General features: G+C 66.7%; 24 protein-coding genes, 1 tRNA gene and 1 riboswitch. Of the genes, 6 read left to right on the top strand and 19 right to left on the bottom strand.

What is annotated here, in order from left to right:
• Window positions 1-195: 195 nt before the first annotated feature.
• From msrQ to clpB, 3 genes are all read right to left on the bottom strand, one after another.
• Window positions 196-792, bottom strand: a complete 597-nt coding sequence (gene msrQ, locus ACSHZY_RS03465) for a protein-methionine-sulfoxide reductase heme-binding subunit MsrQ (protein ID WP_435165411.1) — start codon at window positions 790-792, stop codon at window positions 196-198.
• Entirely contained in the window at window positions 793-1686 is an 894-nt protein-coding gene (msrP, locus tag ACSHZY_RS03460) for a protein-methionine-sulfoxide reductase catalytic subunit MsrP (protein WP_435165408.1), read from the bottom strand.
• A gap of 103 nt (window positions 1687-1789) precedes the next feature.
• Window positions 1790-4399: an ATP-dependent chaperone ClpB gene (gene clpB / locus ACSHZY_RS03455; RefSeq protein WP_435165405.1), complete on the bottom strand. Its 2610-nt coding sequence runs from the start codon at window positions 4397-4399 to the stop codon at window positions 1790-1792.
• A gap of 208 nt (window positions 4400-4607) precedes the next feature.
• Between clpB and ACSHZY_RS03450 the strand changes: the two genes are divergently transcribed.
• Entirely contained in the window at window positions 4608-4841 is a 234-nt protein-coding gene (locus ACSHZY_RS03450; protein WP_435165402.1) for a hypothetical protein, read from the top strand.
• Here ACSHZY_RS03450 and ACSHZY_RS03445 read toward each other — a convergent pair.
• Window positions 4838-5605 carry a hypothetical protein gene (locus tag ACSHZY_RS03445; RefSeq protein ID WP_435165399.1) on the bottom strand — a complete coding sequence of 256 codons (768 nt, stop codon included), beginning with the start codon at window positions 5603-5605 and terminating at the stop codon, window positions 4838-4840. The genes ACSHZY_RS03450 and ACSHZY_RS03445 overlap by 4 nt on opposite strands.
• Before the next feature lie 117 nt (window positions 5606-5722).
• Between ACSHZY_RS03445 and pyrF the strand changes: the two genes are divergently transcribed.
• The gene (pyrF, locus tag ACSHZY_RS03440; protein WP_435165397.1) at window positions 5723-6415 is read left to right on the top strand and encodes an orotidine-5'-phosphate decarboxylase; all 693 of its coding nucleotides are present in this window, start codon (window positions 5723-5725) and stop codon (window positions 6413-6415) included.
• Between the two features lie 48 nt (window positions 6416-6463).
• Here the strand turns inward: pyrF and ACSHZY_RS03435 are convergent, their stop codons facing one another.
• Complete coding sequence (locus ACSHZY_RS03435; RefSeq protein WP_435165394.1) at window positions 6464-6739, bottom strand: hypothetical protein; 276 nt, start codon at window positions 6737-6739, stop codon at window positions 6464-6466.
• A gap of 90 nt (window positions 6740-6829) precedes the next feature.
• The gene (gene aroC, locus ACSHZY_RS03430) at window positions 6830-7939 is read right to left on the bottom strand and encodes a chorismate synthase (protein WP_435165391.1); all 1110 of its coding nucleotides are present in this window, start codon (window positions 7937-7939) and stop codon (window positions 6830-6832) included.
• A 93-nt stretch (window positions 7940-8032) separates the two neighbouring features.
• Window positions 8033-8128, top strand: a riboswitch (TPP riboswitch).
• 24 nt (window positions 8129-8152) lie between these two features.
• Here aroC and thiB point away from each other — a divergent pair.
• Genes thiB through ACSHZY_RS03415 form a run of 3 tightly spaced genes read left to right on the top strand, consistent with a single transcriptional unit; the run spans window position 8153 to window position 11275 of the window.
• A complete protein-coding gene (gene thiB, locus ACSHZY_RS03425) occupies window positions 8153-9118 on the top strand; it encodes a thiamine ABC transporter substrate binding subunit (RefSeq protein ID WP_435165389.1) in 966 nt (321 codons plus the stop codon).
• Complete coding sequence (locus tag ACSHZY_RS03420) at window positions 9094-10602, top strand: thiamine/thiamine pyrophosphate ABC transporter permease ThiP (RefSeq protein ID WP_435165386.1); 1509 nt, start codon at window positions 9094-9096, stop codon at window positions 10600-10602. The genes thiB and ACSHZY_RS03420 overlap by 25 nt, the downstream gene beginning before the upstream one ends.
• Complete coding sequence (locus ACSHZY_RS03415; protein ID WP_435165383.1) at window positions 10586-11275, top strand: thiamine ABC transporter ATP-binding protein; 690 nt, start codon at window positions 10586-10588, stop codon at window positions 11273-11275. The genes ACSHZY_RS03420 and ACSHZY_RS03415 overlap by 17 nt, the downstream gene beginning before the upstream one ends.
• Here the strand turns inward: ACSHZY_RS03415 and ACSHZY_RS03410 are convergent.
• From ACSHZY_RS03410 to ACSHZY_RS03375, 8 genes are all read right to left on the bottom strand, one after another.
• A complete protein-coding gene (locus ACSHZY_RS03410; RefSeq protein ID WP_435165380.1) occupies window positions 11263-11889 on the bottom strand; it encodes a cytochrome c1 in 627 nt (208 codons plus the stop codon). The genes ACSHZY_RS03415 and ACSHZY_RS03410 overlap by 13 nt on opposite strands.
• Window positions 11886-13151: a cytochrome b gene (locus ACSHZY_RS03405; RefSeq protein WP_435165378.1), complete on the bottom strand. Its 1266-nt coding sequence runs from the start codon at window positions 13149-13151 to the stop codon at window positions 11886-11888. Before ACSHZY_RS03405 ends, ACSHZY_RS03410 begins: the two co-directional genes overlap by 4 nt.
• Window positions 13148-13720, bottom strand: a complete 573-nt coding sequence (gene petA / locus ACSHZY_RS03400) for a ubiquinol-cytochrome c reductase iron-sulfur subunit (protein ID WP_435165375.1) — start codon at window positions 13718-13720, stop codon at window positions 13148-13150. Before petA ends, ACSHZY_RS03405 begins: the two co-directional genes overlap by 4 nt.
• Before the next feature lie 62 nt (window positions 13721-13782).
• Window positions 13783-14520: a TerC family protein gene (locus ACSHZY_RS03395; RefSeq protein WP_435165373.1), complete on the bottom strand. Its 738-nt coding sequence runs from the start codon at window positions 14518-14520 to the stop codon at window positions 13783-13785.
• A 78-nt stretch (window positions 14521-14598) separates the two neighbouring features.
• Window positions 14599-14892, bottom strand: a complete 294-nt coding sequence (locus tag ACSHZY_RS03390) for a hypothetical protein (protein WP_435165370.1) — start codon at window positions 14890-14892, stop codon at window positions 14599-14601.
• 21 nt (window positions 14893-14913) lie between these two features.
• Window positions 14914-15816 carry a lysylphosphatidylglycerol synthase transmembrane domain-containing protein gene (locus ACSHZY_RS03385; protein ID WP_435165367.1) on the bottom strand — a complete coding sequence of 301 codons (903 nt, stop codon included), beginning with the start codon at window positions 15814-15816 and terminating at the stop codon, window positions 14914-14916.
• Between the two features lie 154 nt (window positions 15817-15970).
• Window positions 15971-16096, bottom strand: coding sequence for a type B 50S ribosomal protein L36 (gene ykgO / locus ACSHZY_RS03380; protein ID WP_045388515.1), 126 nt, complete (start codon window positions 16094-16096; stop codon window positions 15971-15973).
• Between the two features lie 71 nt (window positions 16097-16167).
• Window positions 16168-16242 (bottom strand) — tRNA-Val (locus ACSHZY_RS03375).
• Window positions 16243-16366: 124 nt separating this feature from the next.
• On the opposite strand from ACSHZY_RS03375, the gene ACSHZY_RS03370 reads away from it, so the two are divergent.
• A complete protein-coding gene (locus ACSHZY_RS03370) occupies window positions 16367-17218 on the top strand; it encodes an N-formylglutamate amidohydrolase (RefSeq protein ID WP_435165363.1) in 852 nt (283 codons plus the stop codon).
• Here the strand turns inward: ACSHZY_RS03370 and ACSHZY_RS03365 are convergent, their stop codons facing one another.
• From ACSHZY_RS03365 to treZ, 5 genes are all read right to left on the bottom strand, one after another.
• On the bottom strand, window positions 17219-18472 hold the full coding sequence (locus ACSHZY_RS03365; protein ID WP_435165361.1) for a DNA polymerase IV: 1254 nt from the start codon (window positions 18470-18472) through the stop codon (window positions 17219-17221).
• A gap of 15 nt (window positions 18473-18487) precedes the next feature.
• Entirely contained in the window at window positions 18488-19375 is an 888-nt protein-coding gene (locus ACSHZY_RS03360) for a DMT family transporter (protein ID WP_435165359.1), read from the bottom strand.
• 59 nt (window positions 19376-19434) lie between these two features.
• Complete coding sequence (locus tag ACSHZY_RS03355) at window positions 19435-19725, bottom strand: HU family DNA-binding protein (protein WP_271972865.1); 291 nt, start codon at window positions 19723-19725, stop codon at window positions 19435-19437.
• 112 nt (window positions 19726-19837) lie between these two features.
• Window positions 19838-21298 (bottom strand): AMP nucleosidase, encoded by a 1461-nt coding sequence (locus tag ACSHZY_RS03350; protein ID WP_435165356.1) that lies wholly within the window; start codon window positions 21296-21298, stop codon window positions 19838-19840.
• A 212-nt stretch (window positions 21299-21510) separates the two neighbouring features.
• On the bottom strand, window positions 21511-23199 hold the full coding sequence (gene treZ, locus ACSHZY_RS03345; protein ID WP_435165353.1) for a malto-oligosyltrehalose trehalohydrolase: 1689 nt from the start codon (window positions 23197-23199) through the stop codon (window positions 21511-21513).
• Window positions 23200-23245 lie beyond the last annotated feature (46 nt).

Genomic DNA, 23245 nt, shown 5'->3' with positions numbered 1-23245 from the left:
GAATGTCCACAGTCCATGGCAACCTCACCAGCCGCCGCTTCCCGTCCCAAAGCGTCTCCGCTTCGGTGAGGCGGTATCTACGGAGACTCGGCAGAACCCGCAAGAGGAAAAATGCGAAAATCGTGCGACAGGCTGAAGAAACTGTCTGAACACAAGATATGGTATCTGAAGCAGCCAAGAACACTATGTAGTAGCTTAAGGCCAGCGCAGGGTGCGGTGCGTCACCCGCAGAGCCAGCAGAATCGCTATGGCGGCGAAGTAGATCAGGGCCTCCCCAATCCAGACCTTTCCCACCAGAAGGTAATGCAACGCGCCGGCCAGTGCGGCCACGTAGACGAGACGGTGCAGCTTCTGCCACCGGCCCCGCAACCAGCGGATGGAGCGGTTGTTGGAGGTGACGGCCAGCGGCACCAGAAGGATCAGCGCCAGCATCCCGATCGTGATGTAAGGCCGCCGCAGGATGTCGCCCCACGCCTGCGCCCAGTTCAGCTGGATATCCAGAAGCAGCCAGGCCGACAGGTGCAGTGCCGCATAGAAGAACGCGACCAGCCCGATCGCCCGCCGGTAACGGATCAGGTTGAGACCGGTCGCCCAGCGCAGGGGGCTGATCGCAAGCCCCGCCACGATCCACTGAAGGGCGCGCAGGCCCAGATCATGCTCCACCGTCCGCACGGGATCGACGCCCAGATCGCCCAGCACCCCCCGCAGGATCAGCCAGGCCAGCGGCAGCAGCCCCAGCAGATAGACCGCCCAGGACGGAACATGGCGCAAGGCGGTCTGAAGGGCCTGCACTCAGTAATCCCTCGACAGGTCCTGACCGGCATAGAGGCTGGCCACCTGATCGCCGTACCCGTTGAACATGATCGTGTCCTGACGGCTGTTGAACAGGCCGCCCCCGATCCGCCGTTCCGTCGCCTGCGACCAGCGCGGATGGCTGACCGTGGGGTTCACGTTCGCATAGAAGCCGTATTCGCGGTGATTGGTCTGCTTCCACGTCGTGTCCGGCTGATCGGCCACCAGGCTGATGCGCACCACGCTCTTGATCGACTTGAAGCCGTACTTCCACGGAACGACCAACCGGATCGGCGCGCCGTTCTGCTTCGGCAGCTCCTCCCCGTACAGGCCCGTGGCCATCAGGGTCAGCGGGTGCATCGCCTCGTCCAGCCGCAGGCCTTCGCGATAGGGCCAGTCCAGGAAGCCCTGACGCTGGCCCGGCATCTCGGACGGGCGCTGCAAGGTCTGGAAGGCGACGTAACGGGCGCCGGACTTCACGCCGACCTTGTTCAGAAGGTGCGACAGCTGGAAGCCGTTCCACGGGATGACCATCGACCACGCCTCCACGCAGCGCAGTCGATAGATCCGCTCCTCGATCGGGCCCATCTTCAGGACGTCGGCCAGATCGTACATGCCGGGTCGGTCCACCAGACCGTCGATCTGGACCGACCACGGATCCACGGTCAGCGCCCCCGCGCTCCGCGCGGGGTCGGTCTTGTCCAACCCGAACTCGTAGAAGTTGTTGTAGTTGGTGATCTCCTCGAACGTGTTCTGCTTTTCCGAGGTGGAGTATCCGGCCGCGAACGCGCGCGGGGCCATCAGCGTGGCCGCACCCGCCGCCATGATCTGCCGGCGGTTCAGGAACTGGGCCTTCGGGGTCACATCGGACCATTTCAGATCATTGCGAAACATGGGCGTCCTCCCTTTTGACTGATGTTGGCCGGAATCCGCCCAACGCCAAGGAAATTCGCGTCACGAATGCGTATGGGCGCGGATCGCTCCGCGCCCATACTGCTCAGTGCACCACCGCGTCCTGCGGCCGGTCCCTGCGCGAGGACGACACGCGATCGCCGATGATCAGGCCATCGGGACCGGCGGTGCCGTGGATCGTGGCCCCGTCGACCACATCCCCCGCCAGGATCATCTCGGCCAGCGGGTCCTGGATGTGGCGCTGGATCACGCGCTTCAGCGGGCGGGCGCCGAAGACGGGATCATACCCTTCATCCGCCAGCCAGTCCTTGGCGGCCGCGTCCAGATCCAGCACGATCTTGCGCTGCGCAAGGCGCTGTTCCAGCCGGCGCAGCTGGATGTCCACGATCCCCGACATGTCGGCGCGGCCCAGACGGTCGAAGATGATCGTCTCGTCCAGACGGTTCAGGAACTCGGGCCGGAAATGCCCGCGCACCGCCTCCATCACCGCCGCCCGCGCCCCGGCCGGATCGCCACCGTCCGGCAGAACGCTCAGCGCATGGGCCCCGAGGTTGGAGGTCAGCACGATCAGCGTCTGCTTGAAGTCCACTCGCCGGCCCTGACCGTCGGTCAACTGGCCGTCGTCCAGCACCTGAAGCAGGACGTTGAAGACGTCGGGATGGGCCTTCTCCACCTCGTCGAACAGCACCACCTGATAGGGACGCCGCCGCACGGCCTCGGTCAGGACCCCGCCCTCGTCATAACCGACATAGCCGGGGGGCGCGCCGATCAGGCGGCTCACGGCGTGCTTCTCCATGAACTCCGACATGTCGATGCGGACCATCGCCTGATCGTCGTTGAACAGGTACTCGGCCACGGCCTTCGTCAGTTCCGTCTTTCCGACGCCGGTCGGCCCAAGGAACAGGAAGCTGCCCAAGGGACGGTTTTCGTCGTTCAGGCCGGCGCGCGCACGGCGCACGGCATTGGCAACGGCGGTCACCGCCTGACGCTGGCCGACCACGCGACGGCCCAGCTCGTCCTCCATCTTCAGGAGTTTCTCACGCTCCCCTTCCAGCATCTTGCTGGTCGGGATGCCGGTCCAGCGCTCCACCACCTCGGCGATCTGCTCGGGGCGGACGGCTTCCTCCACCATCAGCCCGTCACCTGCCTCAGCCTCGGCCAGTTGCTTTTCCAGCCCCGGGATGGTGCCGTATTGCAGCTCCCCCGCCTTGGCGAAGTTGCCCTCGCGCTTGGCGACGTCCAGTTCGGCCCGCGCCCGGTCCAGCTGTTCCTGGGTGTTGCGCGAGGCTTGCAGTTTGTCCCGTTCGGCCTGCCACTTGGCGGTCATGGTCGCCGCGCGGTCGCGCAGGTCGCCCAGGTCCTTCTCCAGCCGCTCCAGCCGGTCCTTGCTGGCGGTGTCGTCCTCTTTCCGCAGCGCCTCCTGCTCGATCTGCATCTGCAGGATCTGGCGGTCCAAAGCGTCCAGTTCCTCGGGCTTGGAATCCACCTCCATCCTCAGACGGCTGGCGGCCTCGTCCACAAGGTCGATGGCCTTGTCGGGCAGGAAGCGGTCAGTGATGTAGCGGTGCGACAACTGCGCCGCCGCCACAAGGGCCGAGTCGCTGATCCGCACCCCGTGGTGCAGCTCGTACTTCTCCTTGATCCCGCGGAGGATGGAGATGGTGTCCTCCACCGTCGGCTCCTCCACCATCACGGGCTGGAACCTGCGGGCAAGGGCCGCGTCCTTTTCGACATATTTGCGGTATTCGTCCAGCGTGGTGGCGCCGACGCAATGCAACTCCCCCCGCGCCAGCGCAGGCTTGATCAGGTTGGCGGCGTCCATCGCGCCATCGGCTTTGCCTGCACCGACCAGCGTGTGCATCTCGTCGATGAACAGGATAATTTCGCCGGCGGCGGTCTCGATCTCCTTCAGGATGGCCTTCAGACGCTCCTCGAACTCACCCCGGTATTTCGCGCCGGCGATCAGGGCGCCCATGTCCAGCGCCATCAGGCGCTTGTTGCGCAAAGATTCCGGAACGTCGCCGTCCACGATCCGCAGGGCGAGGCCTTCGGCGATCGCGGTCTTGCCCACGCCCGGCTCCCCGATCAGGACGGGGTTGTTCTTGGTGCGACGGCTCAGCACCTGCATGGTGCGGCGGATCTCGTCGTCGCGGCCGATGATGGGGTCGATCTTTCCCTGCTCGGCGGCTTCGGTCAGATCGCGGGCATATTTCTTCAGCGCGTCGAAGCTGTCCTCGGCGCTGGCGCTGTCGGCCGTCCGGCCTTTGCGAATGTCGTTGATCGCGCTGTTCAGGGTCTGGGCCGATACGCCCCCGGCCACCAGCGCTTCCTTGGCCTTGGAGGCCACGAGAACCAGCGCCGTCAGCACCCGTTCCACCGGAACGAAACTGTCACCGGCCTTCTTGGCCACCTTCTCCGCCTCGTCCAGAACGCGGACAAGGGCGGGGTCCATGAAGGGCTGGGCGTCGCCCGACACCTTCGGCAGCTTGGCGATGGACGCCTCGACCGCTTCGGCCACGCGGGCCGGTTCGCCGCCCGCACGCGCGATCAGGTTGGAGGCCAGCCCCTGATCGTCATCCAGCAGCGCTTTCAGCAGATGTTCCGGCGCAAGCCGCTGATGGCTTTCCCGCATCGCGATGGTTTGTGCCGCCTGAAGGAAACCACGCGACCGTTCCGTGAACTTTTCCAAATTCATCGGTTCTTCTCCTTTCACAAAGCCCCCGCTCCTCGGCGCCCGGATACGGCGCGCCCTGTGGCGGGTCTCTGTCAGGAAAATGCGCAGTGCCTGTAACGGTTTCAAGATGCTCCCACCGCTCACCACAGCGTGAGTGCAACAGTTTCACGGATGGGGAACAAAAGTCAAAAAAGGTGGTTGACACCCTGAAATGACCAAGGACACTGCCATGCGTATTTTGTCTGCCGAGATCGAACATGCCCGCTATGCCCGTGATTTCGGTCAAGTCGAGGCGATGGTCACCCTTCTTGTGAAGGAAGAGGGACGTCCCGTGCCCTTCGAAGTCCACATTCGCACCGCAGAACCCTCGAACGGAGAGAACCTGCGCCAGCGGCTACTGGACAGCGCGAAGTCGCTTTATGCGGCCCGCGTCACGGCGCCGCGCTTCGACACGGCCGCTTAACGCTTCTTCGGAACGACCAGGGTCGGCGGGCGCAATCCTTCCGCCGCCTTGAAGAGGGAGAAGGTCTGGTTGACGTAGTTGACCACCCCCGAGATCTTCTCCAGATACCCCGACAGCTCGTCAGTGCGTTCGACCTCCACGACCTGAACCGGGCGGTCGGGGCCTTCCCCTTCGAACTGGACATAGAACAGCGGCTCCCCCCGCTTCACGACGATGTCCCTTGCCGTGTCATGCCACTCGAACGCCCACATCAGCGGGCGCGGCCAGACATCGATGGGGAAGCGCCCGCCAAAGATGGTTCCCGGCAGGGGATCGGCCCGGTAATGGGCGAAGGTGCCGATCTGGCTCAGATACACCGGCTCGTCGGCGATGAAGCAGTAGGGCAGGTTCAACTGCACCGTCGGACGGTCCGGAAAACGCCATTCGTTTTGGTTGACCATGGTCAGCAGCTCGTTCAGCTTGGCCGGTCGGACAGGGCTGGCCGCACCCAGCCGGTTGACCAGATGCGCCTTGCCCTTGTCATCGCGCCCGAACCCCAGATGCAGGTCATAGGGGCATTTCACCACGAAATAGCGGCTTTCCATCTGGACCACCGCCGGGCAGCGCGCGGCGGATTTGGCGTGCCCGCGGTTCGGCGGCCGCTGCACAAGCCGTTCGGGCGGATCGAACAGCACCGCCCCCTTGTCCGAGGTCAGAAACCACCCCACAGTGATCGGGCCAGCGCGGGGGCCCTCGGGCCGGTCATGGGTAATCGTGATCTGCATGCCTTCGCCTTTTTTCCCATGGACCATCAGGACCGCCGCCCTGTCAACGCTTTCGGCGTTGACAGGGATCGCGGATCGGCCCATCCCCTCGCCCGTCCCAAGCCCAGAGGTGTCTCCATGTCCGACGATCGTCTTATCGTAGCGCTTGATGTGCCCAATGTCGTTCAGGGCCTGGCTTTGGCCGACCAGCTGGGCGACACGGTGTCGTTCTACAAAATCGGTCTGGGCATGCTGACGGGCGGCGGTTTTGCCTTGGCGAACGAGCTGAAGCACGACCGCGGCAAGCGCGTGTTCCTCGACATGAAGCTGTTCGACATCGGGGCCACGGTGGAAGCGGCGGTGCGTGGCATCGCCCAGCACGGGCTGGACTTCCTGACCGTGCATGGTGATCCGCAGGTGGTGTGCGCCGCCGCCGAGGGGAAGGCCGGAACGGACACGAAGATCCTGGCCGTCACCATCCTGACCTCGCTGGACCGTGCGGATCTGGACGCCAACATGATCCAGGCGGGTGATCTGGCGAAGATCACGGTCGAACGCGCGGCGCGGGCGCTGTCGGCCGGGGCGGACGGCGTCATCGCCAGCCCGCAAGAAGCGGCCGCCATTCGCGCCCTTCCCGAAGCGGCCGGAAAGCTGATCGTCACCCCAGGCGTGCGTCCGGCCGATGCGGCCCTGGGCGATCAGAAGCGCGTGGCCACACCGGGCGACGCCATCCGGAACGGTGCGAACCACATCGTCGTAGGCCGTCCGATCTGGCAGGCGCCCGATCCGCGCGCCGCCGCCCTTGCGGTTCTGGCCAACCTGCGCGCATGAAAAAAGGCGGTCCTTTTGGACCGCCCTTCCGTTTCAAATCTTCGCCGATCAGGGCGCGGTCGTCGTGGTGCCACCCGTGGTGCCTGCGTTCGGGGCGGGGGTGATGGTGCTTTCCGGGGCCGTCGTGGTGGCGGCAGGGGCTTCCTGCATGGCCGACGGTGCGGTCGTCGTCGCATCGTCGCCGCCCGAGAAGGCGAACCACAGGATCGCCAGCAAGGCGATGACAGCGGCCACGATCAGGAAGATCGAGCTGCCGGAACGTTCTGCCCGAACGGTCTTCGGTTGGGCGCGGTCAAGGTCACGGTCGTTGCGATAATCAGCCATGAAGTCTCTCCTTGGTCTGTCTGACATGAGAACGTCACATCCTTGTGTTTGTTCCCCGTCCGCAGCAGGATTCGTGAGGGATCTGTCAGATCACTCTTGCAGGCCAACCTTTCCGCGCACCCCGCCCGTCTGCCCGCGATCGCGCAGAAGGTGGTCCAGCAGAACGCAGGCCATCATCGCCTCGGCCACCGGAATGGCGCGGATGCCGACGCAGGGATCGTGGCGTCCCTTGGTGACCAGATCCACCTCCTCGCCCGCCAGGTTCACCGTCTGGCGTGGAGTCAGGATCGACGATGTCGGCTTCACCGCAAAGCGCACCACCACGTCCTGCCCGGTGGAGATTCCGCCCAGGATGCCGCCAGCATGGTTCGACAGGAACTGTGCGCCGTTCGCGCCCATCCGCATCTCGTCCGCGTTTTCACGCCCTGTCAGGGCGGCGGCGGCCATGCCCTCGCCGATCTCCACCGCCTTGACGGCGTTGATGGACATCATCGCGGCGGCCAGATCCGTGTCCAGCTTGCCATAGATCGGCGCACCCAAGCCCGCCGGAACGCCCGAGGCCACGACCTCGATCACCGCGCCCACGGAATCATGCGCCTTGCGCAGATCATCCAGATATCCTGCCCACTGTTCGGCCATGACGGGATCGGGGCACCAGAAGGGGTTGTTCTCCACCTCGGCCAGATCGGCACGGGTCCGGTCGATGGCGTGCGGGCCCATCTGCACCATGAAACCGGTGATCTTCAAATCCGGCGCCAGCGCCGCCAGTGCCGCGCGTGCCACGCCACCCGCCGCCACCCGCGCCGCCGTTTCGCGGGCCGAGGATCGGCCGCCGCCCCGATAATCCCGCACCCCGTATTTCAGGTGATAGGCCAGATCGGCATGACCGGGGCGGAAGCTGTTGGCGATGTCGCCGTAATCCTTGGACCGCTGATCCGTGTTCTCGATCATCAACTGGATCGGGGTGCCGGTCGACACGCCCTCGAACACACCGGACAGGATCTTCACCTCGTCCGCCTCGCGCCGCTGGGTGGTGAAGCGGCTGGTGCCCGGCTTGCGGCGGTCCAGCCAGTGCTGGATTTCCGACGCCTCGATCTTCACGCCAGGGGGGCAGCCGTCCACGGTGGCGCCCAGCGCGGGGCCGTGGCTTTCGCCCCAGGTGGTGACGCGGAACAGGTGGCCGAAGGTGTTGAAGCTCATGTCGGATCTCCTTGCCTTCGCAGCCATAAGACAAAGGCGCCCGCCCGAAAACCCGTTTCACGCTGGACAGGGCACCTGCCGGCTTCTAGATCGAAAGGAACCTCGGGGTGCCTTCGGGCTGAGATGCGATGCGAACCCGTCGAACCTGAACCGGATCACGCCGGCGGAGGGAAGGTGCAGCGCAAGCCCTCTTTCTGCCGGATCGGAGGAACCATGCGCCTTCTGCTTCTGACCGCCTTTCTGCCCGCCGCGGCCTTTGCCCAGACGCCCACGCTGGAGGTCATGACCTATGACAGCTTTGTCAGCGAATGGGGCCCCGGCCCGCAGATCGAGCAGGCCTTCGAGGCGGAGTGCGGATGCAACGTCGTCTTCACCGCGCCCGGCGACGCGGCCGCCATGCTGGCCCGGCTGAAGCTGGAAGGCGCGCGGGGAAACACGGACGTGGTCGTCGGCCTCGACGCCAACCTTCTGGCCGAGGCGCAGGCGACCAGCCTCTTCGCGCCACATGGAGAGGTTCCGGCGGTCGATCTGCCGGTGGACTGGACGGACACCACCTTCATGCCCTTCGACTGGGGCTGGTTCGGCTTCGTGATGAACGCGGACGCCCCGCAGCCCCACAGTTTCGAGGAGCTGGCGGAGTCGAACCTGAAGGTGGTGATTCAGGATCCCCGTTCCTCCACCCCCGGCCTTGGGCTGGTGATGTGGGTGAAGGCGGCCTATGGCGACAAGGCGGGCGCGATGTGGGACCGACTGGCCGACAACATCCTGACCGTCACCCCCGGCTGGTCCGAATCCTACGGCCTTTTCACCTCCGGCGAAGCGGACGCGGTGCTGAGCTACACCACCTCCCCCGCCTATCACATCATGGCGGAGGAGGACGACACAAAGACCGCGCCCATCTTCCGCGACGGGCATTACCTTCAAGTGGAGGTGGCGGCTCGTCTCGCGTCCTCCGACCAGCCTGATCTTGCGGACAGCTTCCTCGCCTTCCTGCTGTCGGACGCGGCGCAACAGACCATCGCCACGACCAACTGGATGTATCCCGCCCGCCCGGTGGAGCTGCCCGAGGCATTCACCGCCTTGCCCCGCCCCGACAAGACGCTGTTCCTGCCGCCGGCCGAGGCGGCGGCCGAACGTGACGCCGCGATGGCCGAATGGCAGGCCGCGCTGTCCCGCTGACGGTCGGGCTGACCGTCCTTCTTCTGACCTTCGGGCCGCTGGCGATGGTGGCCGCGCAGGCGCAGGGCGGCTGGGGCGCCGACTGGCCCGCCGTGCGCTTCACCGTGCTTCAGGCGGCGCTGTCGGCCGGGATTTCGGTCGCGCTGGCGGTGCCGGTGGCGCGGGCGCTGGCACGACGACGTTTTCCGGGCCGAGGCGCGCTGATCGCGCTGCTGGGCGCGCCCTTTCTTCTGCCGGTGATCGTGGCGGTTCTGGGGCTGCTGGCCGTCTTCGGCCGTGCCGGGCTGGTCAACCAGGCGCTGGGCACGGTGGGCCTGTCGATCCCGATCTATGGTCTACACGGCGTTGTGCTGGCGCATGTGTTCCTGAACATGCCGCTGGCCGTCCGCCTGATCCTGCAAGGCTGGCAGGCCATTCCGGCGGAACGGATGCGTCTGGCCCTGTCCCTCGGCTTCGGGCCGGGTGACATCGCCCGCCATCTGGAACGCCCGATGCTGCGGGCGGTGCTGCCCGGCACGCTGGCCGTGATCTTCGCGATCTGCCTGACCAGCTTTGCCGTAGCGCTGACCCTTGGCGGCGGCCCCCGCGCCACCACGGTGGAGCTTGCGATCTACCAGTCCCTGCGCTTCCAGTTTGACCTTGGTCGCGCCGCCAGCCTCGCTCTTTTGCAATTTGCCCTGTGCGCGGCCGCCGTGCTGCTGGCCGGGCTGTTCGCCACGCCTTCGGGGTTTGGCAAGGGGCTGGACCGGGTAATCCCCTTCGCGCCCAAGGGCTGGCACCGGATCGCGGACACCGTCCTGCTGACACTGGCAACGCTGTTTCTGGCGGTGCCGCTGGCGATGGTGGCGTGGCGAGGGGTGGCGGGTATGGGGGATCTGCCCCCCTCGGTCTGGGGGGCGGCGGTCCGGTCGGTCGGCATTGCTCTGGGCGCGAGCGCTTTGACACTGGGCGCCGCCCTGACACTGGCTTTGTCACCGGCGCGCTGGGTGGGGGTCGTGGCGACCCTGCCGCTGGCCGCTTCCTCCCTTGTCATGGGCACAGGGCTGTTCCTCGCGCTTTGGCCCCTCCTGCCGCCGGAACGGGTGGCCCTTCCGGTCACGCTGCTGGTGAACGCCACGCTTGCCCTGCCCTTTGCCTTTCGCATCCTGCGGCCCGCCGCGCAGACCGTTCAGGCCGGTTACGGTCGGCTGGCCGACACCCTTGGCCTGCGCGGGATGGCCCGGCTGCGCTGGCTGATCCTGCCCCGGATGCGCGCGCCCCTTGGCTTTGCCGGTGGGGTGTCCGCCGCGCTGTCGATGGGCGATCTGGGGGTGATCGCGCTTTTCGCCGCGCCAAACGGGCCGACACTGCCCCTTCTGGTCCAGCAGCTGATGGGCGCCTACCGGATGGAGCAGGCGGCGGGGGCCGCGCTGCTGCTGGTGATCCTGTCCTTTGCCCTGTTCTTCATCTTCGATTGGGGGGGGCGCCATGGCTCTGACCTTTGAGGCGGCGGCGATCCGTCTGGACGATTTCCACCTGACCGCCGACTGGCAGGCAGAGGCGGGGGAAAGGATCGCCCTGATCGGCCCTTCGGGGGCGGGCAAATCGACGCTGCTGATGGCGCTGGCGGGCTTCGTGCCGCTGGCCGCAGGCGCGATCCGCTGGAACGGGCGGGACCTGACGTCGCTGCCGCCGGCCGAACGACCGGTGGCGACACTGTTTCAGGAACAGAACCTGTTCCCGCACCTGACCGTGGCCCAGAACCTTGGCCTTGGCCTGTCCCCGCGCCTGCGTCTGGACAAGGCCCAGACCGCACGATTGGCCGAGGTGCTGGAGCGTGTCGGGCTGGCCGGGATGGAAACCCGCCGCCCCGCACAGTTATCGGGCGGCCAGCAGGGGCGCGCGGCGCTGGCGCGGGCGCTGCTTCAGGGCCGGCCCATCCTGACGCTGGACGAACCCTTCGCCGCGCTGGGGCCGAAACTGAAGGCCGACATGCTGGATCTGGTGACGGAGGTGACGACCGGCATCACCGTCCTGATGGTCACCCATGATCCCGCCGACGCGCGCCGCTTTGCCCGCCGCACGGTGGTGGTGGCGGACGGCGTGGCGCATCCGCCCGCCCCGACGCAGGCGCTGCTGGACGATCCGCCGCCCGCCTTGCGCGACTATCTGGGCTGACGCCGCCAGATCTCTCGGTTCGTCAGGTACAGAAGGCCTGCCAGAACCAGAAGAAGTCCCACGGCCACGAAGCCCGCCCGCTTGCGCGCCACCAGCTTCGGTTCGGCCGCCCACATCAGGAAGGCGGACACGTCCTGCGACATCCGCTCCACCGTGGCCTCCGACCCGTCGCGATAGGTCACTACGCCGTCCACCAGCGGCGGTGGCATGACGATGGGGCCGGCGGCGCGGTTGCCATAAAACCCCTCGGCTTCCGTCCCGTCATAGCCCGTCAGCACGTCATGGATGAAGCGCGGGCCGCCGTCCTGCGCCTTGGCGAGCAGGCTCAGATCCGGCGCCTCGGGCAGGGCGGAGGCGGGAAACCGGTCGGGCGGGGCCAGGCCCAGAAGGTCGGCATAAGCCCGCACCTGGTCGGGCGGCAGGGCCGGGCCGTCCGGATCGCCAAGCGTGCGGATCGCCACCTGACGCAGCCCGTGGCAGGCGGAACACACCTCGGTATAGACCTGAAGGCCGCGCTGAAGCTGGGCCGGATCATAGGTGCCGAAGGGGCCGTCGAAGGAAAAGGCCGCCGCCGGTCCGGCCATCAGCACGGACAGGGCCAGGACGCGGATCATTCGGCCGCCTCGATCGTCGCAGGCAGGGATTCCACCTTTTCGAAACGCGGCAGAAGGGGCAGCGCGATCAGGAAGATCGCGAACCAGATCGCCGTTCCGGTCAGCGACAGCGCCGCCACTACCGATGTCGCAGGCTGCGCCCCACACCACATCAGCAGCAGGAAATCCGCGACCAGCAGGGCGAACACGCCCCGGAACCACGGCCGATACCGCCCCGACCGGGCAGGCGAGCGGTCGAGCCACGGCAGCGCCAGCAGCACCGCCATCGCACCGAACATGGCCAGCGCCCCCATCAGCGTCGCATCCACCTGCCCGAAGGTGACGAAGGACACCGCCTGCACCAGCCACAGATCGGCCGTGAAGGCGCGCAGGATGGCGTAGAAGGGCAGGAAGTACCATTCAGGCTGGATGTGGTCCGGCGTGACCAGCGGGTTGGCAGGCACGTAATTCTCGGCATGGCCCAGAAGGTTCGGGGCCAAGGCCGTCAGCGCGAAGAACGCCGCCAGAACCACGGCCAGCGCCAGAAGGTCCTTCACCACGAAATACGGCCAGAAGGGCAAGGTGTCGCGGGCGAAGCCCTCGGGATCCCGCCGCGGCTCCACTCCCGAAGGGTTGCTGTTGCCGGTGCTGTGGAACGACCAAATGTGCAGAAGCGCCAGCGCCACCGCCACGAAAGGCAGCATGAAGTGCAGCACGAAGAACCGGTTCAGCGTGGCATTGCCCACCGACGGCCCGCCCAGCACCCAGGCGTGCAGGCTGTCGCCGATCCACGGCACCGCCGCGAACAGGCCGGTGATGACGGTGGCGGCCCAATAGCTCATCTGTCCCCAGGGCAGGACATAGCCGGTGAAGGCCGTGGTCATCAGCAGGACGAACATCGTCATCCCGATCAGCCACGTCACCTCGCGCGGGGGCTTGTGGCTGCCATAGAAGATGCCGCGTGCGATGTGCAGATAGATCGCGAAGAAGAACAGCGAGGCGCCGTTTGCGTGCAGATAGCGCAGGAAGAAGCCGCCGTTCACGTCGCGCATGATGCGTTCCACGCTGTCGAAGGCAAGATCGACCTGCGGCGTGTAATGCATGGCCAGCACAAGGCCGGTCACGACCTGAAGCAGCAGGCAGAACAGCAGCACCATCCCCCAGACCCACATCCAGTTCAGGTTGCGGGGCGTTGGGGCCGTCATCGTCTTGTGCAGGACGGCGGGGAGCGGCAGGCGCGCGTTCAGCCAGCGGGCGAAACGGGTGCGGGGGACATAGCTCATCCCTCCGCCCCCAGGCGAAGGGTGGTCGCGTCCACGAAGGCGGCCACGGGAATGTGCAGGTTTTCGGTCGCGGGCCCGCGCCGGATGCGGCCGGCGGTGTCGTAATGCGATCCGTGGCAGGGGCAGAACCAGCCGCCGTAATCCCCGGCCTCGTTCCCCAGGGGCACGCAGCCCAGATGGGTGCAGACGCCCAGCATCACCAGCCATTCCCCGGCCGGATCCAGGCTGCGATGATCGTCGCTCGCCTCGGCATCGGGGGGAAGATTGGCGTTTTCAGCGGTCGGGTCGGGAAGGTCGGACAGCGGGACGGCGCGCGCGGCGGCGATCTCCTCGGCCGTGCGGCGGCGGATGAAGACGGGCTTGCCCTGCCATTGCACGGTGATCTGCTGGCCCGGTTCCACCGCCGACACGTCAACGGTGAGAGAGGACAGGGCGCGGGTGTCCGCCGCGGGGTTCGCCTGGTCGATCAGGGGCAAAACCGCCGCCCCCGTGGCCACGCAGCCCGCACAGCCTGTCGCATAGAACAGGAACTCGCGGCGGCTGCCGCCGGTGTCGTCCGTCTTGGCCAAGGGAAACCTTCGGTTCAGATCCGGCCTTCAGCCATAGCCAAAGGCCGTGACAGGGTCCAGCGTCAGTGGACCGCCTTCTTCGCGCGGCGGCGGCGGGCCACCATGTTCAGCACCTCCACCAGGGCCGAGAAGGCCATCGCGGCGTAGATGTAGCCCTTGGGGACGTGGAAGCCCAAGCCCTCGGCGATCAGCGTCGTGCCGATCATCATCAGGAAGGACAGCGCCAGCATGACGATCGTCGGGTTATGTTCGATGAAACGCGCCAGCGGGTTGGCCGCCAGAAGCATCACCGTCACCGCCACAAGAACGGCGATCACCATCACCTCCACATGCGGGGTCATGCCCACGGCCGTGATGATGCTGTCGATGGAGAAGACGAGGTCCAGCATCAGGATCTGCACGATGGCGCTGCCGAAGGTCATCCCGGCGGCCCCGATCATGGTGTCCTTGTGATCCACCGGATCCATCGAATGGTGGATTTCCTTCGTGGCCTTCCACACGAGGAACAGGCCGCCCCCGATCAGGATCATGTCCTTCCACGAAATCTCGTTGCCCAGCACCGTGAAGACCGGCTGCGTCAGCTGCACGATCCACGAGATCGTGGCCAGCAGGCCAAGGCGCAGGATCAGGGCCAGACCGATGCCGATGCGCCGAGCTTTTTCGCGATGCTGCTCGGGCAGCTTGTTGGTCAGGATCGAGATGAAGAGGAGGTTGTCGATGCCCAGCACCACCTCCATCACGATGAGGGTGGCCAACGCGACCCAAACGGTCGGATCAGCGAAAACGGCAAAGAAGTCCACGCGAAAGCTCCTGCATAGTGGTGTTCACGGGAATGTGGGGATGAAGCCCGCTCACGGCGCTGTGACGGGGTGTCGCAGCTACAGCCGGCGGATCTTCACGCGCGCCATCAGTCCGGCATCCACCTCCACTCCGCCGCCGGGCCAGCGCAGGGTGCGGCGCAGGCGGGCGGTGGCGTTGGTCTGACGCACGCCGTCCACACTGCGATCCAGGGGGCGGTGCAGGGCCAGCCCTTCGCCCGCATCCTCGAACGCGTCTTCGGCGCGCTGGTCGGTGCGCCCGTCGGACAGGCCATGACGCACGGCCCAGACGGCCGCGGCCAGAATGCCCGAACGCAGGGCGAAGACGGCAATGGGACGAAGCGGAACGGGCATGGGCACCTCCAGGCGTTCAGGCTACGACGCAGAGGAATCCGTGGCAAGCGTGCGTGGGCGGCGCAGGAAGAATGCGCCGGGAATCGCCGAAATCAGCACCACGGCCCCATAGGCGACCGAAGTGGCGACGGCCGCCTGCGGGTTCACCCCGGCCACCGGCAGGAATAGCACCGCCGCCCCTTCCCGAAACCCCCAGCCTGCGACCGAGGCGGGGATGAGCATGGCCGACAGCACCACCGGCACCAAGGCGGCGGCCGCGACGGGGTTCAGTTCGGCCCCAATGGCTTCGGCGCAGAAGGCGAAGGCGAAGATGTTGCAGGCGGCGATCAGCAGGCCCAATGCGCTTTGACGCAGCCAGATGCTGAGGATGCCGGTGCGGATGGCTTCCCGCATGCCCTGGGGCAGAAGCGCGAAGGTGATCGGCAGTGCCACGGCGATGGCGACGCCGATGCCGAAGGGGGTGGCCCCGATGCGCCAGGGAACGTCCCCGTGCATCATGGCCAGCGCAAGGCCCACCACCATGATCGCCAGCATCCCGACCTGGCCACTGATGCGTTCGATCGCGACGCTGGTGCCAGAGGTCTTCATGCTGTCGCCCTTCACGCGCACCGCGCGGGCCACGTCGCCCGCCACGGCCCCCGGAACCGTCTGGTTCACGATCTGCGCCATGTAATATTCGCGAATCGCGATGGGCATGGGCAGCGCCTGCCCCAGCCGCACGGCCGTCATCCGCCAGCGCCACGCGCACATCACGGTCTGAAGGTTCACGATGACCAGCGCCGCCGCCAGCCAGCCCATGTTGGCCGACCGCAGTTGACGGGCCACCTGCTGGCCATCGGCAAAGACCCACAGCGCCGCCAGGATCACCAAGGGCAGGGCCACACGCAGCGCGCGCCATACGAAGGCGTTCCGGTTGAACCTCACGCGGGGGGATCTCCTTGCAGCGGCGTCTGGCGGGGTGTGCGGGCTTGCGCGGCGCTTGTCCACGCCCGCCTGCCCTAGATAGCGGACAATCGCGCATGAAAAAGGCCGCGCGGGAGGTTCCCGGCGGCCTTTTGCGAATTCCGTTGGGCGGATCTTAACCCTGACGGGCCTTGAAGCGCTTCTGCGTCTTGTTGATCACATAGACGCGGCCCTTGCGGCGCACGACCTGGCAGTCGCGGTGGCGCAGCTTGAGCGAGCGGAGCGAGTTCGCAACCTTCATCTCTCTTCTCCCATTCAGCGGCGCGCGTGCGCCTTGAAACAAAACATGCCCCCGAAGGGGCGGTGATAAGATGGTGGGCGGTACTGGGATCGAACCAGTGGCCACTACGATGTCAACGTAGTGCTCTACCGCTGAGCTAACCGCCCACGCTGCCGCAGCGTTTCCGCCTTGGTGTGGCGGGTCTATAAAGAGAGTCGCGGCCGGGTTCAAGAGGGTTTTGGCAATCGCGTAAGTCGTCATATATCTGGCACCTGAAGGAGCGTGCCGCGCATGACCGGATCCGACGCCTACCGCCTGCACCTGCCCCGGACCCCCGACACGGGCACGGTGTTTTCGTCGCCGCACAGCGGGGCCGACTATCCGCAGGCCTTTCTGGCAAGGGCGCGGCTGGACGCGCACACCATCCGGTCGTCCGAAGACGCCTTCATGGACGAGGTGTTCGCCAGCGTTCCGAATCATGGGGCGCCGCTTCTGGCGGCCCGTGTTCCGCGCGCCTTTCTGGACCTGAACCGGGCCACCGACGAACTGGATCCCGCCGTCATCGAGGGGTTGGTCCGGGCCCCGCACAACCCCCGCGTCGCCTCCGGCCTCGGGGTGATTCCCCGTGTCGTGGCCCAAGGGCGTCCGATCTATTCCGGCAAGATGACCCGAACCGAGGCCGAGTCGCGCATCGCCGCGCATTGGACGCCCTATCACGCCTGCCTTCAGCAGCTGTTGCAGGACGCCCATCGCCGGTCGGACCGCGTGCTTCTGGTCGACTGCCATTCCATGCCGCACGACGCCTTGTCGAATCGTGGTCCCCGCCCCGAAGTCGTTCTGGGCGACCGTTTCGGCGCCGCCTGCGGGCGCGAGGTGATGGAGCGGGTGGAGGCGGCCTTTCAGGCCGCTGGCCTGCGCGTCAGCCGCAACGCGCCCTTTGCCGGCGCCTACATCACCCAGGCCTATGGCCGCCCGTCCCGCCAGCAGCACGCCGTGCAGGTGGAGATCGACCGCAGCCTTTACATGGACGAGGCGCGGATCGAGAAACGCCCCGACTTTCTCGCCTTCGTGGCGCTGATGGAGGAGGTGGTGTCCGTCCTGTGCGACATCGGGCGGCACCGGCAGGCGCTGGCCGCCGAATGATCAGCGCAGCGCCCGCCCCTTGATGATGGCATCCGCCCCGAAACGGGCGCGGATCGCGTCGGTGGCGGCCTCGGCCTTGCGGCGGCGGGCAAGGTCCGGCTCCAGCAGGTCGTTGGACAGGTCCGCCCGTTCCCCCGGGCACAGATCCGCCAAGCCGATACCGATCAGGCGCACCGGTCCCACGGGCTGCGCCGCGTCCAGCAGGCGCCGCCCCTCGGCATGGATGCGGTCGGCCATCTGCGTCGCGTCCGACAGCGCGTGCCGGCGCGAGATCAGCGAGAAGTCCGACCGCTTCAGCTTCAGCACCACCGTGCGGCCCGCCAGCCCCTTGGCCTTGGCCCGGTCGGCCACCTGAACGGCCAGCCGCCACAGATGCCCGTCCAGCACGTCCGGATCGGAGGTGTCGTCGCTGAACGTGGTTTCCTTGGAGATGGACTTGACCGAACGTTCCGCCGCCACCGGCCGCGTGTCCTCCCCCCGCGCCAGCCGCCACAGCCGGTCACCGGTGGAGCCGAAGCGCGCCGACAGGTCGCGCCGGTCCCAGCGCAGCAGGTCGCGGATGGTGCGGATGCCCGCCGCCTCCAGCGCGGCCTGGGTGGCAGTGCCGACGCCCCAGATGATGCGGACATGCTGGCGAGACAGGAAATCCGCCGTCTCCGCCTGCCCGATCACCGAAAACCCCCGCGGCTTGTCAAGGTCGGAGGCGATCTTGGCGAGGAACTTGTTGTGCGACAGCCCGACGGAGCCGGACACGCCCAGCTCCTCCTCCATCCGCCGCACGAGGCGTGCCATCAGGACGGCCGGCGGGGCGCCATGCAGGCGGGCGGTGCCGGTCAGGTCTAGGAACGCCTCGTCCAGCGACAGGGGCTCGATCGCGGGGGTCAGGTCCGCCATCATGTCGCGGATGGCGCGGCTGACCTCGGCATAGGCCTCGAACCGGGGTTTCACGACCACCGCCTCGGGGCACAGCTTCAGCGCCTGGAACATGGGCATGGCCGACCGCACGCCCGAGATGCGGGCGATGTAGCAGCAGGTGGCGACCACGCCCCGCGTGCCGCCGCCCACGATCACGGGCTTGTCGCGCAGGTCCGGGTTGTCGCGCTTTTCCACGCTGGCATAGAAGGCGTCGCAATCCATGTGCGCGATGGACAGGCGGTCCAGTTCGGGATGGGCCAGCACGCGGGGGCTGCGGCACGCGGGGCAGCGCGTGCCGGCATCAAACAGGGTCAGACAGGCGCGGCACAGCGTGGACATGATGCCGCGAGCGTATCACGTTCTTGCCTTGTTCTCAATCTCGCGCGCTTTGGAAATCTGCACGGCCAGAATGCCGCCGGCCACGATGACAGCGCCAAGGATGTCCCAGCGGCCCACCGGTTCCCCCAGAAGGGCAGCCGCGATCAGCACGCCGAAGAAGGGGTTGAGGAAGTGGAAGGTGGAGGCGCGGACGGCCCCGATCCGCCCTACCAGCCCGAACCAGACCCATGTCGCGCCGAGGCCGGACACCAGCGTGGTGTAAAGGAAGGCCCAGATCAGTCGCGGGGTCGGGTTGATGCGCCACGGCTCCGCCACCATCGCGACGGTGCCGAGGATCACGGCGCCGACCAGCATCTGAAGGCCCACCACCATCAGAAGGTTGCCCTTGCCGGACGCGCCCTTCACTGTCAGCGCGGCAAAGGCCAGCGCCACGACCGCGATCAGGCACAGGGCGACGCCCAACGGATCGGCCCCGCCCGACAGGCGGCTGCCCATGATGACGGCCACCCCGACCACCCCGGCCACCAGCCCCGCGACCCCAAGGGGCCGCACCCGTTCGCCAAAGATCATCCAGCCCGCCAGCGCCACGACCAGCGGCATGGCCGAGGCGATGATGGACGCAAGGCTCGCCTCGATCCACTGCATCGCGACGAAGTTGCAGCCCAGGTAGATGACGTTCTGGAACAGCCCGAACAGCACCGTTCCGCGCCACTGGGCCCGCGTCAGGCGGGCCGTCTGGCCCATGGCAGCGGCGATGGCCACGCCGATCAGCCCCGCCACCAGAAAGCGCAGCGCCAGCGCGTGCAGGGGCGGCGCGTCGATCACGATCATCCGCCCGGTGGTGAAGGCCGAGGACCACATCAGCGCAAAGCCGATCCCCATCGCAAGCGAACGCCAGTCCATGCCGTCTCCATGCAAAAAGGGGCCGCCCGAAGGCAGCCCCTGAAACATCCGATCCCGGATCAGCCGTTGACGCTGTCTTTCAGCGCCTTTGCGATCGTGACCTTGACCTGCTTGTCGGCCGGCTTGGTCATCGTTTCGCCCGTGGCGGGGTTACGGACCTGACGCTCCGGACGCTCGCGGCAGACGACCTTGCCGATGCCCGGGATGGTGACGGCGCCGCCGGCGGCGACTTCGCGCGTCACGATCGCAGCGATGGCGTCCAGTGCGGCCGTGGCGGTTTTCTTGTCTCCGCCCATCTCCTCGGCAAGCGTGGCGACCAGCTGGGTCTTGGTCATCGGTTTGTTGGACATCTGCTGTCTCCTGTTCGGTTATTTCGTTTGCCCCGGAAGGGCGCCTGAGCCGCTACACCCTTTTTTTCCTCGCGTGGCAAGCCCCTGCATGGCGAAAATGGCCGGGGCCGCCCTACAAGAACGCAGTTTCATCAAAACTGCGCAATTTCCTGCTGTGTATCCGTTCGATCGGCATGTCGCGCAGCTTCTCCATCGCGCGGATGCCGATCATCAGGTGCCGCGACACCTGCGTGCGGTAGAAGTCCGAGGCCATGCCGGGCAGCTTCAGCTCTCCGTGCAGCGGCTTGTCGGACACGCACAGCAACGTGCCGTAGGGCACGCGGAAGCGGAACCCGTTGGCGGCGATCGTGGCGCTTTCCATGTCCAGCGCGATGGCGCGCGACAAAGACAGCCGGTGCACGGGGCCCGACTGGTCGCGCAGTTCCCAGTTGCGGTTGTCGATGGTGGCGACGGTGCCCGTGCGCATGATGCGCTTCAGCTCGTAACCTTGAAGCTGGGTCACCTCCTCCACCGCCTCCTCCAGCGAGGTCTGGATTTCGGCCAGCGCCGGGATCGGCACCCAGACGGGCAGGTCCGCATCCAGCACGTGATCTTCGCGCAGATAGGCATGGGCCAGGACGAAATCGCCGAGGTTCTGGCTGTTGCGCAGGCCGGCGCAGTGGCCCACCATCAGCCAGGCGTGCGGGCGCAGCACGGCGATGTGGTCCGTCGCCGTTTTCGCGTTGGAAGGGCCGACGCCGATGTTGACCAGCGTGATCCCCTGACCGTCCGCCCGCTTCAGGTGATAGGCCGGCATCTGCGGCAACCGCGCCAGTGGCGTGATGGGCTGGTCGGCCGCCGTGATCTCCTGGTTGCCCGGCGCCACGAAGGCGGTGTAGCCGCCTTCGGCCAGCATGCGGCGGCCATAGGCCTCGAACTCGTCCACATAGAACTGGTAGTTGGTGAACAGCACGTGGTTCTGGAAATGCACCGGGTCCGTGGCGGTGTAATGCGCCAGGCGGGCCAGCGAATAATCCACGCGCTGGGCGGTGAACGGGGCCAGGGGCGCTTCCCCCGTGGGAAGACGGCGGGCGCCATTCACGATGTCATCGCTGGTGGTGTTCAGGTCCGGGACATCGAACACATCGCGCAAGGAAAATTGCAGGATGCCTTCCTGCGGGATCAGCACCGACGGATTGCCCGCCAGCGCGAAGTGCAGCGGCATCGGCGTGGTAGAGGTGGCGATCTGCACCGGAACGCCGTGGTTCTGGATCAGAAGCTCGATCTGCTGGATCAGGTAGTTCTCGAACAGGTCGGGGCGGGTGATCGTCGCCACATAGGTGCCGGGTTCGGGGACATAGCCGAAGGACAAACGACTGTCGACGCGGGTGTAGCTGGTCGTGGTCAGCCGCACCTCGGGGTAGAAGGCGCGGATGCGGCCAGAGGGAGGGTGCCCCCCCAGCACGTCGGCGAATCCTTGGGCCAGATAGTCCGTGGCCGTATCATACAGATGGCGCAGATGGGCCACGGCCTCTGCCGCGTTCATGAAATGGGCGGGGGCCGGAACTTCGGGGCTGCGGATCGTTTCGTGCATCATGCGTCCTTTTTCCGGTAGGATAAGGCATGACGTGCAACAAACAAGCGACCGCCCGCAGGAGAGGGAAAGATCCTGCGGGCGGTTTGGGGACAAGCCTGCGGCGGGAACATGACATGCGATGGGGACGCAATCTGCCGCGGGCTTCACATGGACAACATCAGGCCTTCAAATTCGTTCCAAAGATAATGATCACGGGTGCGTGATCCGCCTCAGGCCTCGATGAAGCAGGCCAGACGGTAGGCCCCGCAGTTGATCCTCCAGTCCCCTCCGTCCGGGAACGGACCGCCATTGCCAAGATCCAGGGCGATGCGCAGCGTTCCGGCGGCGTAGGGCCATTCCGCCACCAGGGATTTCGGCCCCACACGTTCGATCACCGGATCGCCGGCGCGACCAGACTTCATCAGGGGCACGATCCGGTCCTGACGGAAGGCCAGCAATTCGCGCGTCAGGCTGCGCCATTCCTCGGCCACGGCGGCATCGCCCTTGTAGGGGCGGCAGGCCTCGTAGGTGTCGATCGACATGGGATCGGGGAATTCCTTCACGCCGGGAAACTCCTCCAGCCGGCCCTTGCGGGTGGCCTCGGCCAGATCGCCAGTGAAATCGGCGAAGAACTGGAACGGCACCGTCTCGCCCGACTCCTCCCCCATGAAGATCAGCGGGATGAACGGGCCCAGCAGCAGCAGCGCGTGCACCACCTTGGCCGCATCCGGATCGGCCAGCGCCAGAAGGCGTTCGCCCTTGGCGCGGTTGCCCGTCTGGTCATGGTTCTGGTTGAAGTTGACAAAGGCGTGCCACGGCAGATGGCAGGATCGTTCGCCCCGTCCGGTCTTCTGTGGCGGGCGGGGCTGGCCCTGTTCCACGTAACCGCATTCCAGCGACAGGCACAGATCCTCGAACGGGGCGGCACCGAAGCTGGCGTAATAGTCGTAGGTTTCGCCCGTCAGCAGGACGTGGATGCAGTGGTGATAGTCGTCGTTCCATTCGCCGTCATACAGGCCCGCTTCCGGGTCATGCAGGCGGGTGATATTGCGGTTGTCCTCGGTCGTGAGGTGGATCGGCCGGTCGAACCCGCCCTTGCGGATGGAGCGGGCCAGCTCCTCCAGGAACTCCGGCTCGATCTTGTCGCGGATCTGGTCCACGGCGTCGAAGCGGAAGCCGTCCAGATGGTATTCGCGCAACCAGTGCAGCGCGTTGCCGATGAAGAAGCGACGTACGGCCGGTTCGTCGAAGGCGATGGCGGCGCCCCAGGGGGTCTTGATCTCCGGATCGAAGAAGGACGGGGCCACCTGCCCGATCCAGGCCCCATCCGGCCCGAAGTGGTTGTAGACGACATCAAGGATGACGCTGATCCCGGCCTTGTGCGCGGCGTCCACAAAATCACGGAAGTCGGCGGGGGAGCCATAGGCCGGATGCGGCGCCCAAGGCAGAACGCCGTCATAGCCCCAGCCGCGCGATCCGGGGAACTGCCCCACAGGCATCACCTCGATCACGGTGATGCCCAGCGCCGCCAGATCCGGCAGTTTCGCGGCGGCGGAGGCGAAGGTGCCTTCGGGCGTGAACAGGCCCACATGCATCTCGAAGATGACGGCCTCTTCCCACGGGCGACCGTCCCAGGGGGAAAATTCGTGGGACGGATCGACCAGCACGGAATCGGCGTGCACGTCGCCCGCCTGCGCACGAGAGGCGGGATCGGGGATGGAATGTTCCCCGACCTTCAGCCGGTAGGTGTCGCCCGCCTTCGCATCCAGTTCCACCCGGTGCCAGCCGTCGGCCTCGGTGGTCATCGGATGCGCGGTACCGCCCAGTTCCACGGCCACCTCCGCCGCGTCTGGGGACCAGAGCGCGAAGCTCCACCGTCCCGGCGCCACCTGTTCCGCACCCCATTCATATTGCCGCATGCCTGTCTCCGCTTGAACCCGAAGATCAAGTGCGGTCAGGCCAGAT

Source organism: Falsirhodobacter sp. 1013 (assembly GCF_051195255.1).
In the GTDB taxonomy this organism is placed as follows: Bacteria; Pseudomonadota; Alphaproteobacteria; order Rhodobacterales; family Rhodobacteraceae; genus Falsirhodobacter.
This window is presented reverse-complemented; position numbering and strand designations above follow the sequence as displayed.

Bases quoted from the DNA above. Each gene is read 5' to 3' on its own strand.
- ACSHZY_RS03420 (WP_435165386.1), top strand. From the start codon at position 9,094: ATGGCAGGCCGCGCTGTCCCGCTGACGGTCGGGCTGACCGTCCTTCTT.
- ACSHZY_RS03435 (WP_435165394.1), bottom strand. From the start codon at position 6,739: ATGGCTGATTATCGCAACGACCGTGACCTTGACCGCGCCCAACCGAAG.
- clpB (WP_435165405.1), bottom strand. From the start codon at position 4,399: ATGAATTTGGAAAAGTTCACGGAACGGTCGCGTGGTTTCCTTCAGGCG.
- ACSHZY_RS03410 (WP_435165380.1), bottom strand. From the start codon at position 11,889: ATGATCCGCGTCCTGGCCCTGTCCGTGCTGATGGCCGGACCGGCGGCG.
- ACSHZY_RS03370 (WP_435165363.1), top strand. From the start codon at position 16,367: ATGACCGGATCCGACGCCTACCGCCTGCACCTGCCCCGGACCCCCGAC.
- ACSHZY_RS03445 (WP_435165399.1), bottom strand. From the start codon at position 5,605: ATGCAGATCACGATTACCCATGACCGGCCCGAGGGCCCCCGCGCTGGC.
- aroC (WP_435165391.1), bottom strand. From the start codon at position 7,939: ATGAGCTTCAACACCTTCGGCCACCTGTTCCGCGTCACCACCTGGGGC.
- ACSHZY_RS03355 (WP_271972865.1), bottom strand. From the start codon at position 19,725: ATGTCCAACAAACCGATGACCAAGACCCAGCTGGTCGCCACGCTTGCC.
- ACSHZY_RS03350 (WP_435165356.1), bottom strand. From the start codon at position 21,298: ATGCACGAAACGATCCGCAGCCCCGAAGTTCCGGCCCCCGCCCATTTC.
- msrP (WP_435165408.1), bottom strand. From the start codon at position 1,686: ATGTTTCGCAATGATCTGAAATGGTCCGATGTGACCCCGAAGGCCCAG.
- ACSHZY_RS03415 (WP_435165383.1), top strand. From the start codon at position 10,586: ATGGCTCTGACCTTTGAGGCGGCGGCGATCCGTCTGGACGATTTCCAC.
- ACSHZY_RS03360 (WP_435165359.1), bottom strand. From the start codon at position 19,375: ATGGACTGGCGTTCGCTTGCGATGGGGATCGGCTTTGCGCTGATGTGG.
- ACSHZY_RS03390 (WP_435165370.1), bottom strand. From the start codon at position 14,892: ATGCCCGTTCCGCTTCGTCCCATTGCCGTCTTCGCCCTGCGTTCGGGC.
- ACSHZY_RS03365 (WP_435165361.1), bottom strand. From the start codon at position 18,472: ATGTCCACGCTGTGCCGCGCCTGTCTGACCCTGTTTGATGCCGGCACG.
- thiB (WP_435165389.1), top strand. From the start codon at position 8,153: ATGCGCCTTCTGCTTCTGACCGCCTTTCTGCCCGCCGCGGCCTTTGCC.
- ACSHZY_RS03450 (WP_435165402.1), top strand. From the start codon at position 4,608: ATGCGTATTTTGTCTGCCGAGATCGAACATGCCCGCTATGCCCGTGAT.
- ykgO (WP_045388515.1), bottom strand. From the start codon at position 16,096: ATGAAGGTTGCGAACTCGCTCCGCTCGCTCAAGCTGCGCCACCGCGAC.
- pyrF (WP_435165397.1), top strand. From the start codon at position 5,723: ATGTCCGACGATCGTCTTATCGTAGCGCTTGATGTGCCCAATGTCGTT.
- ACSHZY_RS03405 (WP_435165378.1), bottom strand. From the start codon at position 13,151: ATGAGCTATGTCCCCCGCACCCGTTTCGCCCGCTGGCTGAACGCGCGC.
- treZ (WP_435165353.1), bottom strand. From the start codon at position 23,199: ATGCGGCAATATGAATGGGGTGCGGAACAGGTGGCGCCGGGACGGTGG.